Here is a 14,731-nt window from a genome sequence, read left to right on the forward strand (position 1 = left end):
AGGACGCCAGGTTTTCAACCTGGAGAGAGGGGTTCGACTCCCCTAGGGACTGCCAGCGCGGAGTTCTCTTCCTCCGCGACCATATGAAGACGGGTCCGCCAGATTGCGGGCAACGAACCTTCGCCTTGGGCGTTGGCTGTCCGACCTTCAACGGACGGAGAGCTCCTGATGCGCACCATCGTCATCGCCGCCCTTGGCGCGGCCGCCCTGGCCCTGGCGGCCTGCACCAACCCGAACCCCGAGGAGACGGCGACCGCGGCGGCCATGCCCGACACCACGACGACGCAGAGCCCCGCGCCCAGCGCCGGAGAGACCGGCGTCGCGGGCCCGGGCGCCCAGCCGGCCACCGGCGTCGACGCCACCGCCGAAACCGAGCAGAATCTGCCTCCGGTCGATCTTCCCCAGGTCCCTAACTGATCAGACGGCAGGCGCTCCGCCGCCCGCCCTGCGCCGCAAAGGTCTCCGACGACCTTTGCGGCGTCTTGTCATCGAAAACCGATTGACGGCCCCACCGTAGCGAGAACAGTGTTATAGTTGGCCCAATCCGGAAGGATGACGGGGGAGACCGGGCCAGAGGGGCGCATGTCTGGTTACGAATTTGATGATGCTGGGGCGTACGACTCAGTACGGATCAGCGGCCGCGTAAAGTGGTTCGATGCGGGTAAGGGCTACGGGTTCGTCGTCCCCGATGATCCCAGTAAGACCGACCTCAAGGATGTGCTTCTTCACGTCACCTCCCTGCGCAATTCGGGCCATGAGAGCGTGCTTGAGGGCGCGGTCATCGTCTGTGACGCCATCCGTCGCCCCAAGGGGTGGCAGGTGTCAGAAGTTCACGAGCTGGACGAATCGACCGCTCCGGCGCCGGAAGCTCGCCGACCGAGGGACTTCGAGCCGCCTCGCAGAGACGGCGGGTTCGGCGACCGGGGCGGCTTCCAGCCGCGCACGCGCCGTCCGCCCCTGATGGCGGGCCCATTGGAGCGGGCCAAGGTGAAGTGGTTCAATCGCGCCAAGGGCTATGGATTCGTCGTCCGTGAGACGGCGTCCGGGGACATCTTCATCCACATCGAGACCCTCCGTCGCGCCGGCATCGAAGACCTGCAACCGGGCGATGACGTGATGGTGAGGTTCGCCGAGGGGCCTAAAGGCCTTGTCGTCGCCGAGATCGAGTCGCTAGGTCTCGCCTGAGGGCGATCCTGCGAGCCTCGGAGCGAACCATTGTCTCAATCTGTCGTGGACCGTCGTGTCCTGCTGGGCGGTCTGGCCGCCCTTGGGCTTTCGGCGCCGGCGCGCGCTGTCACGCCGGCCAGCCCGCGCCTGGAGCCGCTGGAGATCCTCACCGCGCGCGGACCGGTGAAGTTCATGGTGGAGATCGCCGACGATGACGCCAGCCGCGCTCAGGGGCTGATGAACCGGCGCAGCCTGGCGCCGGACCGGGGGATGCTGTTCGACTTCCACACCCCCAGGCCCGTCTCTTTCTGGATGCGCAACACCTACATCTCCCTGGACATGATCTTCATCCGCGCCGACGGGACCATCCTGTCCATCGCGCGCAAGACCCGACCCCTGTCCGATGCGCCGGTCCCCTCCGGCGGGCCGGTGCGGGCGGTGCTTGAGGTGATCGGCGGGCGCGCCGCCGAGATCGGCGCCCTGCCGGGCGACCGCATCCTCCACCGGATCTTCCCCCGTGGCTGAGCCCGCGGACGACCAGATTCCCCCGCCGCCAGAAGGCTTCGTTCAGTCGGAGGGGCGGGGCGCCTATTCCGGCCACAACGGGCCTTATTTCCACCGGCAGGACCAGGGCGAGTTGACGGAACAGGCCTTCTTCGCCTTGCCGCGTCACGCCAATGGGCTGGGGCTTGTGCATGGGGGCATGCTGACCAGCTTTCTGGACGGCCTCATGGGGGCGGCGGTCTTCCGGGCCAGCCGCCGGCCTGGGGTCACCATCCACCTCTCGGTGGATTTCCTGCACATGGCGCGCCTGGGCGACTGGGTCATGGGGGAGGCTCGCGTCACCCGGAAAACCCAGGACGTGGCCTTCGTCGAGAGCCGCGCCCATGTGGGGGGGCGCGATGTGGTCCGCGCCAGCGGCATCTTCAAACTGATGCACCAGAGACGTTGATCTGGCGCGGCGTGCGTTGCGGGGCGGCGCCTTAAATGGCATGAGACGGCAACGTCGGCGTCCGTCTCGGGGCGTAGCGCAGCCTGGTAGCGCATCTGCTTTGGGAGCAGAGGGTCGCGTGTTCGAATCACGCCGCCCCGACCAGACGCCGACGATCTGGCTCTGCTTTGGGAACAGCCTCATGCTCGCGCGCATCTTTCGTCCGGCCAAGAACGCCATGCAGTCGGGACGCGGCAAGTCGCAGGACTGGGTGCTGGAGTTTGAACCGGCCAGCGCGCGTCGCCCCGACGCCCTCATGGGCTGGACCCAGACCGATGACACCCGCGGTCAGATCCGCCTGACCTTCGAGTCCAAGGACGAAGCGGTGGCCTATGCCGAGCAGCACGGCCTGGCCTTCGAGATCTTCGACCCCAAACCCGCCAAGCGGATCATCAAGGCCTATGCGGACAATTTCGCCTTCGGCCGCAAGACGCCCTGGACCCACTGACCCCCTCAAAGGCGCCCTTAGCTCAACCGGATAGAGCATCCGCCTTCTAAGCGGACGGTTGCAGGTTCGAGTCCTGCAGGGCGCGCCAGGCGGGGCGCTTTCAAGTTTTCGACAACTTGTGGCTGAGCGATGGCGCAGGCGCCACGGCAGCGTCATCCTGTCGACATGCCCGGCCCCTAGAGAAGGCCGGTGACGTACGGGAGTGACGCAATGCCCTGGCTTTGGAAGGTGGACTCCGCCCGAGACAACATCATCAGCGTGACGCCGGTGGAGGGCGGCTGGGCTGTGACCTCCGGGCTTTCCGATCAGCCGCTGATGTTCCTGTCGGGCGCCCAGGCCGAGGCCAAGGCCCGCAGCCTGGCCAAGCTCATCGCCGCCTACGGGGGCGACGCCCAGGTGGTCGTGCATGACCGGCGCAATGTGCAGGTCGGCGCCCTGCGTTTTCCCGCTCAGCCCAGCGGCCTGGTCAGCGGGGAAGCGAAAACGGTTCGATCCGACGCGCCGCGTCCAACTGAAGCGTAAGATCGGCGCGCGCCGGCAGATCGGCCATCATGGCCCGGGTCAGCCGTTCATAGTGCTGGATGAACCGCGCGACGGCCGGGGCGTCCATGACCTGGCCGGCCGACTCGCCGGTCTGCGCCAGACGGCGCCGGAGCTTGGCTTCCTGCTCTTCGCGCCAACTGAGCACGACCTCGAAACTCGGCGGGCGCAGATAGATCAGCCGGTCCAGCCGCCAAAAGAACCCCTGATAAGCGCCGGCCAACTGCCGGTTCACATAGTCGCGCCAGACGCCGTCGGGGTCCTCGTCAGCCTCAAGCCGGTTCACTGGAGGCAGCAGCGCCTCGGGCGACTGCGCCTGAGCGCCGACACACCAGCCTTCGAACAGCACGACATCAACCGGGCCCTGAACGGTGGGCCAGTCAGCGCGGGGGACGGGATCGTCCTGGGCCTTGGAGAAGCGGGGCAGGGGGACCGGTCCCGACTGCTGGAGCTGGTCGAAGACCGCATGCCCCAGGTCAAGATCATGCGTGCCCGGGGGACCGCGCGTGCGCAGCAGGGGATGGACGGCGGCCGCCAGCTCTGAGCGCGCAGACCTGGAGAGATAGAGATCGTCGAGGGAGAGGACAGCGACCGTCAGCCCCCGCTCGGTTAGCAGCCGGGCCAGGACGGCTGTCAGGGTGGATTTGCCGCTGGCCTGCGGCCCGCAGAGGCCCAACCGGAACGTGATGCCCGAGACGGCCTGGGACGCCGCCCACTCGGCCAAGGGGGCAGCGACATGCTCGATGACGGCCTCATAGGCGGGGGGCAGGCGCTCGGCGGCCAGGAAACCCGCCACCCAGGCCCGGGCGGGGCTCACGGCTCAGAGCGCCTTGCGCCAGGCGTCGAACCCGCGGTCCAGATCGGCCAGGAGGTCGGCCGGGTCCTCCAGGCCCACATGCAGGCGAATCAGCGGCCCGCCATAGTCCGCCTGAGTCTCCCGGCTGCGCAGTTGCGGCCCGCAATGGATGGCCAGGCTTTCGAACCCGCCCCAGGAAAAGCCCAGTCCGAACAGCTCCAGGGCGTCGAGGAAAGCCTCCACCGCGCGATCCGGCGAGGGCCGAAGCGAGAAGGCGAAGAGGCCGCAGGCGCCTGAATAGTCCCGCGCCCAGATGCCATGGCCCCGAGCGCCGGGAAGGGCGGGGTGAAAGACCTCCACCACCTCGGCCCGCTCGCTCAGCTTCGCCGCCACCTCAAGGCCAGAGGCGCCATGCCGGGCCATGCGGGCGGGCAGGGTGCGCAGGCCGCGCAGCATCTGGTAGGCGTCATCGGGCGAAACCGCCCAGCCCAGGTGCAGGACCCCGTCCTCCAGGGCCCGCGCCACCTGGATGTCGTTGGCCGCCGCCGAGCCCATGAAGACGTCGGAGTGGCCGCCCACATACTTGGTCAGGGCCTGGACGCTGATGTCGACCCCGTGATCCAGGGGTTTGAACAGCAGGCCCGCCCCCCAGGTGTTGTCGATCAGGGTCAGGATGCGCCGCGCTCGCGCCGCCTTTGCGATAGCGGGCACGTCCTGCATCTCGAAACTGAGGGAGCCCGGCGATTCCATGACGATCAGCCGGGTCTGCGGCGAGGCCAGGGCCATCAGCCCCGCCGCGTCCATCTCGGCCGGATAGTACCGCACGCCCACCCCGTAGCGCGCCAGCACGGCGTCGCAGAACCGGCGGGTGGGCTTATAGATGGTGTCCACCACCAGCACATCGTCGCCGGCCTTCAGCACCGCCAGCATGGCGCCGGTCAGCGCCGCCAGGCCTGAGGGATAGAGGGTGGCGGTCCGCGCGCTCTCCAGAGCGCACAGCGCGCTGATCAGGCCGTCCTGGGCCGCAAGGCCCTGCCGGCCGTAGGTCAGGTGATGGGCGTCGTCATAGAGCGCCGCGGCGTTCGGCAGCAGTACTGTGGAGCCGCGCTGAATAGGCGGGCCGACCGTGCGGACGAGAGGCGATTGGACCCGACCGGCATGGATCAGGCGTGTTTCTTCGTTCATGCGGGTTGACGGCCATGAAGCATCAGGGGCGAAACTCTCTGCTACTACACCTTCCCCGTCCTGTCCGATCAAGGAGCGCCCCATGATCCGACGCCTCGCGGCGTCCGCCCTCCTGTCGCTTGTTCTCGCCGCCTGCGGCCGCGACTCTGGCGAAGCGCCTGAGCCTGAACCCGTGGCCGAAACGCCGCGGCCTGCGGCCTCACGCGACTTCGCCGCCACGCCGAGCCCCACCCTGCAGAGCGTCCGCCGACGGGGCTATGTGACCTGCGGGGTGCACAACGGGCTTTCGGGCTTCGCCGTGAGGGACGTGCGCGGCGCCTGGCGCGGATTCGACGTGGACATCTGCCGGGCGGTGGCCGCCGCGGTGCTGGGCGACGCCCAGGCGGTGCGCTTCCGCCCCGTTTCGGCCCAGGACCGGTTCGCCGAACTGCAGGACGGCCGCATCGACATCCTGTCGCGCAACACCTCCTGGACGCTGTCGCGGGATGCGGGCCTGGGCGTCGATTTCGCGGCGGTGACCTATTATGACGGCCAGGGCTTCCTGGCCCGAAGGGCGCTCAATCTCACCAGCGCCGATGAGTTGAACGGCGCCCGCATCTGCGTCCAGGCCGGGACGGTGACCGAGGGCAATCTGGCGGACTACTTCCGCGCGCGCGCCCTGTCCTACACGCCTGTGGTGGTGGATACCGAGGAGGCCGCGCGCACCGCCTATGAGGCCGAAAGCTGCGACGTCTTCTCCGCCGATGTCTCGGCCCTGGCTTCGGCCCGATCGATCCTCAACAACCCCAACGCCCATGTGATCCTGCCCACGGTGATCTCCAAGGAGCCGCTGGGACCCGTGGTGCGACAGGATGACCCCGCCTGGACCGATATCGTCAGATGGACCGTCAATGCTCTGATTTTGGCCGAGGAACTGGGGATCAATTCAACCACGGTGGAAGCTTCACGCGAGACGGCGTCCGACCCCGCCACGCGGCGTCTGCTGGGGGTGGACGGCGACCTGGGCGAGTTGCTGGGCCTGAAGACGGACTGGGCCTTTCAGGCGATCCGTCAGGTCGGCGCCTATAACGAAATCTTCCGGCGCAATATCGGGGCTGATTCAGGCCTGAAGCTGGAGCGCGGTCTCAACGCCCTCTGGAGCGCCCCCGATCCTGGCCTGCTCTACGCGCCACCGGCGCTTTAGAACGCCACGACCATGGCGCAGCGGCGGCCGGGCTCCAGGCCCCGCTCGGCCTCCCGCGCCAAAAACGCGGCCAAGGCGCCGCTGGGCGCATCGACGATCCGGAAACCCAAGCTCTCATAAAAGGGGGCGTTCCACGCCACGTCGCGGAAGGTGGTGAGGCTGGCGCCCCTCAGCCCCATGGCGCGCGCTTCGGCCAGGGCCGTCGCCATCAGTCGTCGCCCCAAGCCTTGCCTCTGGGCGTCGCGATGGACGTCAAGCTCCAGGATGTGCAGGCGCTGTTCGATGGGCTCGGCGGCCAGAAAGGCGGCCACGGCGCCCGCCTGGTCCTCGGTGACCCAGATCCATCCCCGCTCCAGGAGGTCGCGCCAGGCCTCGACGGGCGTGAAGTCCGCAGGCTGATCGGATGGATCGCCGGGGAATATCTGCATCCCCGATTCGGCGAAGAGTCCCGCGGCCGAAACTTCGATGGCCGGGAGCAGCGAAAGCTCGGCGGCCTGCGCCAGGCGGACCCCTGTCACGGGCCGGTGGCCACAGGGGCGTCGTCCCGGCCGCCCCATTCGCTCCAGGAGCCGTCATAGACCGCGGCCTCCCGCCCGAGCCGCGCCAGGGCCAGAGCCAGCACGCAGGCGGTGACGCCGGAACCGCAGGTGGTGATGACCGGCCGCTCCACATCGATCCCCGCCGCGGCGAAGGCCGCCTGCAACGCCACCGGCGGGCGAAGAAAGCCGTCCGGCGTGGTCACATAGGTCCAGGGCAGGCTGCGGGCGCCGGGCATGTGGCCGCGGCGCAGGCCAGGCCGCGGCTCCGGCGCCTCGCCGCGAAAGCGGGCGGCGGGACGGGCGTCGGCCAGCTGGGCGGCGCCCGAGGCGAGGACCGCGCGCACCTCGTCGAAGGTGCGCACCAGATCCGCCCTAAGGATCGCCCGGGTGGCTGCGGGAGGGGACGCGACCTCGCCCGCCTCCACCGCGCCGCCCGCAGCCCGCCAAGCGCCCAGACCGCCGTCGAGCACGGCGACCTGTGTGAACCCCATGGCCCGAAGGGTCCACCAGGCCCGCGGGGCGGTCATCAGCCCCGCCTGATCGTAAACGACCACCTTGTCCTGAAGGGAGAGGCCCAGCGCGCCCGCCGCCTCAGCGAAGGCATGGGGCGAAGGCAGCATATGGGGCAGGGGAGAGGCGCCGTCCGACAGGGCGTCGATGTCGAAGAAGACCGCGCCGGGAATGTGGGCCGCCCGGTGTTCAGCGCGGGGATCGCGGGGATCGCCCGGCATCCGCCAGGTGGCGTCCAGCACCCGCACGCCGCCCGCGGTCATGAGGGCCTGAAGTTCGCCCGGCGTGATGAGCGGCCCGAACCCCGCCATCAGAGCCAGGCCGGGGCGGGCAGCCCCTTCTCCCGCAGGAAGGCGGGGTTGAAGATCTTGCTCTGGTAGCGCGCGCCCTGGTCGCACAGGATGGTCACGATGGTGTGGCCAGGACCCAGGTCCCGGGCCAGCCGCATGGCCCCGGCGACATTGACGCCGGTGGAGCCGCCCATCACCAGACCCTCGTGCTCGACCATGTCGAAGATCACCTGCAGCATCTCCTCGTCCGGGATGCGGTAGGCGCGATCGACCTTCAGGCCTTCCAGATTGGCGGTGATCCGGCCCTGGCCGATGCCCTCGCTGATCGAGCCGCCCTCGGCCTTCAGTTCGCCCTCGGTGTAATAGCTGAACAGGGAGGCGCCATAGGGGTCGGCCAGACCGATGGCGATGTCAGGCTTCTCCTGGCGCAGGGCCGCAGCCACGCCGGCCAGGGTCCCGCCGGAGCCCACGGCGCAGATGAAGCCGTCGATCCTGCCCCCGGTCTGGCGCCAGATCTCGGGGCCGGTGGTCTCCAGATGGGCCTGGCGGTTGGCCACATTGTCGAACTGGTTGGCCCAGATGGCGCCGTTGGGTTCGCTCTTCGCCAGTTCCTCAGCCAGACGGCCGGAATAGCGGACATAGTTGTCAGGGTTGGCGTAGGGGACGGCGTCCACCTCCACCAGTTCGGCGCCATAGAGACGGATGGCGTCCTTCTTCTCCTGGCTCTGGGTGCGGGGGATGACGATGGTGGAGCGATAGCCGAGCGCCTTGCCCACCATGGCCAGGCCGATGCCCGTATTGCCGGCCGTCCCCTCCACGATGCGGCCGCCAGGGCGCAGCAGGCCCTTGGCTTCGGCGTCGCGGACAATATAGAGCGCGGCGCGATCCTTGACCGACTGGCCGGGGTTCGTGAACTCGGCCTTGCCCAGGATTTCGCAACCCGTGAGGGCGCTGGCGCGGTTGAGGCGGATGAGCGGCGTATTGCCGATGGCGTCCAGGACGCTGCGTGCGATCGTCATGGACACCTACTTAAGACGCGCGCCGAACCTCGAACAGAGGCCCGGCGCCCGCCTGATCAGCTTTTCGACAGGCCAAGCTGAATGACGCTGGTGCGCTCGGTGCGGAACCCGGCCTCGCAATAGCCCAGATAGAACCGCCACAGCCGCCGGAAACGCTCGTCGAAGCCCAGCGGCTCGATCTCGTCCCAGGCCGCCTCGAACCGCTGCGACCAGATGGCCAGGGTGTCGGCATAGTGCCGGCCGAAGCGGGTGACGCCGGTCCAGTCGAGCCCGGCCTGATCAGTTTCGCGCATCAGGCGCTCTTCGCTGATCAGCATCCCGCCAGGGAAGACATAGCGCTGGATGAAGTCGGCCCGCTTTCGATAGTCGTCAAAATACTCGTCCCGGATGGTGATGATCTGCAGGGCCGCTCGACCGCCGTCCTTCATCACCCCGTGGACCTTGCCGAAATAGGCCGGCCAGTACTTTTCGCCCACCGCCTCGAACATCTCGATGGAGGCCACCCGGTCGTAGGGACCGGAAACGTCACGATAGTCGCACAGGCGCACCTCGGCGCGCTCGGCCAGGCCCTGCTCGAACAGACGGCGCCTCGCGAAGTCATGCTGCTCGGCGGAGATGGTGATGGCGGTGACGCGCGCGCCCACCTCGCGGGCGGCGAACTCGGCGAAGCCGCCCCAGCCGCACCCGATCTCCAGCACATGGTGCTCGGGGCGCAGATCCATCTGTTCGGCCAGGCGGCGGTATTTGTTGGTCTGGGCGTCCTGCAGGATCTGGCCCTCGGCTTCGAACAGGGCCGAGGAATAGGTCATGCTGGGATCGAGCCAGGCGCCATAGAAGGCGTTGCCGAGATCATAGTGGGCGTGGATATTTTTCCGCGCGCCCGCCCGGCTGTTGTCATGGAACAGGTGATAGAGCCGGTTGATCACCCACATCACCGGAGCGCCCAGGGCCAGCCGGCCGATCTTGTCGAAGTTCTGGCTGAACGCGCCCAGCAGGGCGGCCATGTCGGGCGTGTCCCACTGGCCGTCCATATAGGCCTCGGCGAAGCCGATGTCGCCGGCGGCCAAAACCCGGTTCATGAAGCGGGGATCGCGCACCAACAGGCGTGCGCTGGGGCCGGGGGCCTCGCCCTGAAACCGCACTTCGCGTCCCGAAGGCATGACGAAGGTCAGATCGCCCGCGCTCCAGTTGCGGGCCAGGATCGACAGGGCGGTGCGAAAGGCGGCGGGGGCGCGATGGAGTTCCGGCTCCCGGCGCACGGCGCCCGGAGACATCAGCAATTCCTGCCGGCGGGACGAGTCATGGGCGATCGTCATGGTCGCTTAGCCCTCGTTATCAACACAACTGAACATAACACGATACCTGGCCTCGGCGAAAACTGCCGGCGTCAGGGTTACGAGGCCTGGGCGGGGACGGACGCACCCAGCGTGGCCGGAGGCGCGGGATTTGCGCTTGTGAAGCGCAGAACCCGGCGCCACTTAGGCCCGGGTCCGCCCATCAACCGGAGCAAGCCATGGCCGTCCTCGCGCTGAAAGACCGCAACATTTCCATCGGGACGAGCCAGCCCCTGGTGGTGATCGCCGGGCTCAATGTGCTCGAGGACCTGGAACTGGCCCGCGATGCGGCGCGCCACCTTAAGGCGGTCTGCGCCGACCTTGAGCTGCCCTATGTGTTCAAGGCCAGCTTCGACAAGGCCAACCGCTCGTCAATCCGGAGCTATCGTGGCCCGGGAATGGCCGCCGGCCTGGAGATCCTCGCCCGGGTGAAGGACGAGTTCGACGTCCCTGTGTGCACCGACCTGCACGAGGTGGATCAGGCCGAGCCCGTGGCCGCGGTCGCCGACCTGGTGCAGATCCCCGCCTTCCTGTGCCGCCAGACCGACCTGGTGATCGCCACAGCCGAGGCCACCAAGGCGCGCGGCGGTCTGCTGCACGTCAAGAAGGGCCAGTTCCTGGCCCCCTGGGACAGCCGCAACATCCTCGACAAGATCAAGGAGGCCGTCGGCGTGGACATGACCATCATGTGCGAGCGGGGAGTGTCCTTTGGATACAACAACCTGGTGGTGGACATGCTGGGCATCGCCGAGATGCAGGCCCTGGGCGCGCCGGTGACCATCGACGCCACCCACGCCGTGCAACTGCCCGGCGCCAATCCGGCCTCCAACGGCGCATCGACCGGCGGGCGGCGGGCCGGAGTGCCGATCATCGCCAAGGCCGCCGTCGCCGCGGGCGCCGATGGGGTGTTCCTGGAGTTCCACCACGACCCGGACCGGGCGCTCTGCGACGGGCCCAGCTGCCTGCCCCTGCGCGAGGCCGAACCCCTGCTGCGGACGCTGAAGGCCGTTCGCGACGCGGTCAGCCCCCAGGCCTGACGCCATGGATCTGGGCTCTCTGCAAATCCTTCTTTCGTCCGTCGCCGGCGTGCGCGTCGCCTGCGTGGGCGACCTCATGGTCGACCGCTTCGTTTACGGGTCAGTGACCCGGGTGTCCCCCGAGGCGCCGATCCCCGTCATGGCGCGGGAGCGCGAGCTGGTCATGCTGGGCGCGGCGGGCAATGTGGCGCGCAACGTCGCCGCGCTGGGCGGCCATGTGTGCCTGGTGGGGCTGATCGGCTCCGACGCCGAGGGGCATGAGGCCCTGCGGCTGATCTCGGCCGAAGGCGGGGTCGAGGGGTTCGTGGTCAGCGACCCTTCGCGGCCCACCACGCTCAAGACCCGCTTCGTGTCCGGCGGGCAGCAGCTGCTGCGGGTGGACGGCGAGGTGAGCGCCCCGGCCGCCGGCGAGGTGGAGGAGCGGCTGGTCCGCACGATCCGCGACGTGGCCTCCGATGTGGGGCTGATCCTTCTGTCGGACTATGGCAAGGGGGTGGTGACTGACGCCGTGATCGCCGCCTGCCGTGCGGCCGGCGCCCGGGTGATCGTGGATTCCAAGGCCCGCAGCTTCGCCCGCTACGGCGCGGTGGACATCATCAAGCCCAACGCCGCCGAACTGGCCTACGCCACGGACATGCCCACCTCCACCGACGAAGAGGTGGCCCTGGCCCTGGCCCGCGCCCTGGAGCTTTGCGAGGCCCAGGCCATTCTGGTGACCCGTTCGGCCAAGGGCATCTCCCTGGCGGTTCGCGGGGAGGCGGTGCGCCACTTCCCCGGCGTGCCCAAGGAGGTGTTCGACGCCTCGGGCGCCGGGGATACGACGCTTGCGGCCCTCGGCCTCGCCCTGGCCGCCGACGCGCCCATCGAAGCGGCGGTTTCCCTGGCCATGCTCGCCTCCGGCGTGGCGGTGGGCAAGGCCGGCACCGCCGTGGTCACTCCTGGAGAGCTGATCGAGGCCGCCCTGGCGGCGCACATGGCGCCCGCCGAGGCCAAGATCGCCACGCCGCAACGGATGGCCGACGAAGTGGCTCGCTGGAAGGCGCAGGGCCTGCGGGTGGGCTTCACCAACGGGTGCTTCGACATCCTGCACAAGGGGCATGTGGCCTATCTGGATCAGGCGCGCGGCTGGTGCGACCGGCTGATCGTGGGGGTCAATGACGACGCCTCGGTGCGACGCCTGAAGGGGAACGGCCGCCCCGTGAACGACCTGGAGAGCCGGGCCATCGTCCTGGCGGGTCTGGGGGCGGTGGATCTGGTGGTCCCCTTCGAGGATGATACGCCGCTGGCCCTGATCGAGACGGCGCGCCCGAACGTTCTCATCAAGGGCGCCGACTATTCCGAGGATCAGGTGGTGGGCGCCGCCCAGGTCCGCGCCTGGGGCGGGGAGGTCAAGCTGGCCCAGATCGTCCAGGGCTTCTCCACCACCGCCGCCATCTCCCGCATGCAGGACAAGCCATGAGCCGCCGCATCGTATTCGTCACCGGGGGCGCCGGCTTCATCGGCTCCAACATCGTCGCCCGTCTGGCGCAGGACCGCAGCCTCGATGTGGTGGTCTGCGACCGCCTGCGGGAGGCCGAACTCGGCAAGTGGCGCAACATCGCCAAGCATCCCATCGGGGACTTCGTGGCGCCGGAGGCCATGTTCGACTGGCTGGACAAGCGCTGGCGCGACATTGAGGCCGTCGTCCACATGGGCGCGGTCTCCTCCACCACCGAGCCTGACGCCGACAAGATCGTCCACGCCAATTTCAGCCTGTCGCGGGATCTCTTCCGCTGGTGCGCCGATCACCAGCGGCGGCTGATCTACGCCTCGTCGGCGGCCACCTATGGGGACGGACATCTGGGCTTCGGCGACGACAACAGTTTCGAAGCCCTGGCGGCCCTGCGTCCCCTGAACACCTATGGCTGGTCCAAGGCGATCTTCGACATCTTCGCCGTGCGCCAGGCCGCGCGGGACTATGCGCCCCCGCAGTGGGCGGGGCTGAAGTTCTTCAACGTCTACGGCCCCAATGAAGGCCACAAGCACGCCATGAAGTCGGTGGCGGCCCAGATCTGGCCCAAGGTCCGCGACGGCCAGGGGGTTCAGCTGTTCAAGTCCCACCGGGACGGCATCGCCGACGGCGGCCAGTTGCGGGACTTCGTCTATGTCCGTGACGTGGCCGAGGTTGTGGCCTGGCTTCTGGACAATCCCTCGGTGAACGGCGTCTACAATCTCGGTTCGGGGGAAGCGCGCAGCTTCGAGGACATGGCCAAGGCCGTGTTCGCTGCGGCGGGCCGCGCCCCCCAGATCGACTACATCCCCATGCCGCCGCAGATCCGCGACCGCTATCAGTACTTCACCCAGGCCGACATGCGGCGCCTGCGTCAGGCCGGTTATGAGGCGCCCTTCACCTCGCTTGAGGACGGGATCGCCGACTATGTGAGCCGCTATCTCGCCACGGATGACCCGTATCGGTGACGGCTCCCCAGGCCCCGACGGCTGTGGAATAGTTGAGACATGGCCGATCCCCCCCGCATGACCCGTCGCTGGCTGGCTGCGCTGACGGCCCTGGCGGTGGCGTTGCTGGCCCTGGGCGGGCTGGTCTGGCGCGACGACATCCTGCGCACTGGCCTTGATCCCAAGGAGCCGTTCCAGACCTACGATCCGCCCCCGGCGCCGGACTATACAGAGGCGGCGGCCTGGTTGCGTCGCCCCGTCGAACCGGCCCGCTGGACCGAGGAGGACCTCCCGGCCGACGTCTTTTTCATCGGTCCGACGGCCTATGACGGAGGCCGCCACTGGAATGCGCCCCTGGACGAAGCCCAGGCCGAGCGGTTCTTCCGGCGGACCGCCGAGCCCAACTATGCGGGGGCCTTCGCCTCGGTGGGGCGCCTCTACGCCCCGCGATATCGCCAGGCCAGCCTCTACAGCCTCCTGACTCTACGCGATGACGCGCGGGAGGCCCGGCGTTTCGCCTATGGCGACGTTCGCGCGGCATTTGAGCTCTTCCTTCGCGACTACAACCAGGGCCGGCCCTTTTTCCTGGTGGGCGTGGAGCAGGGGGGAACCCTGGCCTCGCGCCTGTTGACCGATGTGGTGGCCCCGGACCCTGACCTGCGGCGCCGTCTGGCGGCGGCCTATCTGATCGAGACGGCGGTTCCGGCCGAGGCTCCGCCCATCCCCGCCTGCGACGCCTCCACCGAACCGGGGTGCCTCGCCGCCTGGCTGTCGGTCTATGAGATCGAGCGCGACCAGGCCCAGATGCTGCGCGACCGCTCGCTCGTCTGGAACAGCCGCGGCGAGTTGGTGAACCTGTCGGGTCCGCCCCTCTGCTTCAACCCGATCCTGGGACGCGTCACCGACGAAGAGGCCCCGGCGCGTCTGGCCAAGGGGGCCACCAACGCCACCGGACTGGAATGGGGCGCCCGTCCGCCCCTGCAGACCCGCCAGGTCTCCGCCCAGTGCCAGGCCGGCATATTGCGCGTCAGCCGCCCCCGGTCCGGCGCCTTTCACCGCAGCGGCGGCTGGGCCGAGCGCCGCAAGGTCGCCAGCTACAATTTGTTCTACGGCGACATCGAGGCCAACGCCGATGCGCGCCTGCGCACCCTGCTGGCCGACCCGAACTTCCCCAGGGCCGCCCAGCCGATCTTAAGGCGCGAGACCGTGGACGACTCCCCCGTGCACCGGATCGACTGAGCGCCGCCCTGTGGCGT

Annotated in this window: 17 protein-coding genes and 2 tRNA genes; 13 read left to right on the forward strand and 6 right to left on the reverse strand. The window is 68.8% G+C overall.

Annotation, left to right across the window (positions count from 1 at the left end):
• Nucleotides 1-168 precede the first annotated feature (168 nt).
• The 8 genes from V7D28_RS02140 to V7D28_RS02175 all read left to right on the forward strand — a co-directional run bounded on the left by V7D28_RS02140 (nucleotide 169) and on the right by V7D28_RS02175 (nucleotide 3,128).
• Nucleotides 169-417: a hypothetical protein gene (locus tag V7D28_RS02140; RefSeq protein ID WP_333585708.1), complete on the forward strand. Its 249-nt coding sequence runs from the start codon at nucleotides 169-171 to the stop codon at nucleotides 415-417.
• A 165-nt stretch (nucleotides 418-582) separates the two neighbouring features.
• Nucleotides 583-1,185: a cold-shock protein gene (locus tag V7D28_RS02145; RefSeq protein ID WP_333585709.1), complete on the forward strand. Its 603-nt coding sequence runs from the start codon at nucleotides 583-585 to the stop codon at nucleotides 1,183-1,185.
• A 30-nt stretch (nucleotides 1,186-1,215) separates the two neighbouring features.
• On the forward strand, nucleotides 1,216-1,692 hold the full coding sequence (locus V7D28_RS02150) for a DUF192 domain-containing protein (protein WP_333585710.1): 477 nt from the start codon (nucleotides 1,216-1,218) through the stop codon (nucleotides 1,690-1,692).
• Nucleotides 1,685-2,119, forward strand: coding sequence for a PaaI family thioesterase (locus V7D28_RS02155; RefSeq protein WP_333585711.1), 435 nt, complete (start codon nucleotides 1,685-1,687; stop codon nucleotides 2,117-2,119). Before V7D28_RS02150 ends, V7D28_RS02155 begins: the two co-directional genes overlap by 8 nt.
• 67 nt (nucleotides 2,120-2,186) lie before the next feature.
• A tRNA-Pro gene (locus tag V7D28_RS02160) sits at nucleotides 2,187-2,263 on the forward strand.
• 37 nt (nucleotides 2,264-2,300) lie between these two features.
• Complete coding sequence (locus tag V7D28_RS02165; RefSeq protein ID WP_333585712.1) at nucleotides 2,301-2,606, forward strand: ETC complex I subunit; 306 nt, start codon at nucleotides 2,301-2,303, stop codon at nucleotides 2,604-2,606.
• A gap of 11 nt (nucleotides 2,607-2,617) precedes the next feature.
• Nucleotides 2,618-2,694: transfer RNA gene (locus V7D28_RS02170), tRNA-Arg, on the forward strand.
• 122 nt (nucleotides 2,695-2,816) lie between these two features.
• The gene (locus V7D28_RS02175) at nucleotides 2,817-3,128 is read left to right on the forward strand and encodes a hypothetical protein (RefSeq protein WP_333585713.1); all 312 of its coding nucleotides are present in this window, start codon (nucleotides 2,817-2,819) and stop codon (nucleotides 3,126-3,128) included.
• Here V7D28_RS02175 and V7D28_RS02180 read toward each other — a convergent pair.
• Both V7D28_RS02180 and metC read right to left on the reverse strand, forming a co-directional pair.
• Nucleotides 3,073-3,963 (reverse strand): kinase, encoded by an 891-nt coding sequence (locus V7D28_RS02180; protein ID WP_333585714.1) that lies wholly within the window; start codon nucleotides 3,961-3,963, stop codon nucleotides 3,073-3,075. The genes V7D28_RS02175 and V7D28_RS02180 overlap by 56 nt on opposite strands.
• A gap of 3 nt (nucleotides 3,964-3,966) precedes the next feature.
• Nucleotides 3,967-5,127, reverse strand: a complete 1,161-nt coding sequence (metC, locus tag V7D28_RS02185; protein ID WP_333585715.1) for a cystathionine beta-lyase — start codon at nucleotides 5,125-5,127, stop codon at nucleotides 3,967-3,969.
• 82 nt (nucleotides 5,128-5,209) lie between these two features.
• Between metC and V7D28_RS02190 the strand changes: the two genes are divergently transcribed.
• Nucleotides 5,210-6,310, forward strand: a complete 1,101-nt coding sequence (locus tag V7D28_RS02190; protein WP_333585716.1) for an amino acid ABC transporter substrate-binding protein — start codon at nucleotides 5,210-5,212, stop codon at nucleotides 6,308-6,310.
• Here V7D28_RS02190 and V7D28_RS02195 read toward each other — a convergent pair.
• Genes V7D28_RS02195 through V7D28_RS02210 form a run of 4 tightly spaced genes read right to left on the reverse strand, consistent with a single transcriptional unit; the run spans nucleotide 6,307 to nucleotide 9,984 of the window.
• Entirely contained in the window at nucleotides 6,307-6,828 is a 522-nt protein-coding gene (locus tag V7D28_RS02195; protein WP_333585717.1) for a GNAT family N-acetyltransferase, read from the reverse strand. The genes V7D28_RS02190 and V7D28_RS02195 overlap by 4 nt on opposite strands.
• Nucleotides 6,825-7,670 carry a 3-mercaptopyruvate sulfurtransferase gene (gene sseA, locus V7D28_RS02200; protein WP_333585718.1) on the reverse strand — a complete coding sequence of 282 codons (846 nt, stop codon included), beginning with the start codon at nucleotides 7,668-7,670 and terminating at the stop codon, nucleotides 6,825-6,827. The genes V7D28_RS02195 and sseA overlap by 4 nt, the downstream gene beginning before the upstream one ends.
• A complete protein-coding gene (locus tag V7D28_RS02205) occupies nucleotides 7,670-8,668 on the reverse strand; it encodes a cysteine synthase A (protein WP_333585719.1) in 999 nt (332 codons plus the stop codon). The genes sseA and V7D28_RS02205 overlap by 1 nt, the downstream gene beginning before the upstream one ends.
• Nucleotides 8,669-8,724: 56 nt before the next feature.
• Nucleotides 8,725-9,984, reverse strand: coding sequence for a cyclopropane-fatty-acyl-phospholipid synthase family protein (locus tag V7D28_RS02210; protein WP_333585720.1), 1,260 nt, complete (start codon nucleotides 9,982-9,984; stop codon nucleotides 8,725-8,727).
• Between the two features lie 197 nt (nucleotides 9,985-10,181).
• Between V7D28_RS02210 and kdsA the strand changes: the two genes are divergently transcribed.
• The 4 genes from kdsA to V7D28_RS02230 are packed head-to-tail and all read left to right on the forward strand — an operon-like array spanning nucleotide 10,182 to nucleotide 14,714.
• On the forward strand, nucleotides 10,182-11,039 hold the full coding sequence (gene kdsA, locus V7D28_RS02215; protein WP_333585721.1) for a 3-deoxy-8-phosphooctulonate synthase: 858 nt from the start codon (nucleotides 10,182-10,184) through the stop codon (nucleotides 11,037-11,039).
• Nucleotides 11,040-11,043: 4 nt separating this feature from the next.
• The gene (gene rfaE2 / locus V7D28_RS02220; RefSeq protein ID WP_333585722.1) at nucleotides 11,044-12,498 is read left to right on the forward strand and encodes a D-glycero-beta-D-manno-heptose 1-phosphate adenylyltransferase; all 1,455 of its coding nucleotides are present in this window, start codon (nucleotides 11,044-11,046) and stop codon (nucleotides 12,496-12,498) included.
• Nucleotides 12,495-13,496 carry an ADP-glyceromanno-heptose 6-epimerase gene (gene rfaD / locus V7D28_RS02225; RefSeq protein ID WP_333585723.1) on the forward strand — a complete coding sequence of 334 codons (1,002 nt, stop codon included), beginning with the start codon at nucleotides 12,495-12,497 and terminating at the stop codon, nucleotides 13,494-13,496. The genes rfaE2 and rfaD overlap by 4 nt, the downstream gene beginning before the upstream one ends.
• 39 nt (nucleotides 13,497-13,535) lie before the next feature.
• On the forward strand, nucleotides 13,536-14,714 hold the full coding sequence (locus tag V7D28_RS02230) for a DUF3089 domain-containing protein (protein WP_333585724.1): 1,179 nt from the start codon (nucleotides 13,536-13,538) through the stop codon (nucleotides 14,712-14,714).
• Nucleotides 14,715-14,731 lie beyond the last annotated feature (17 nt).

It is taken from the genome of Phenylobacterium sp., assembly GCF_036723115.1.
In the GTDB taxonomy this organism is placed as follows: Bacteria; Pseudomonadota; Alphaproteobacteria; order Caulobacterales; family Caulobacteraceae; genus Phenylobacterium.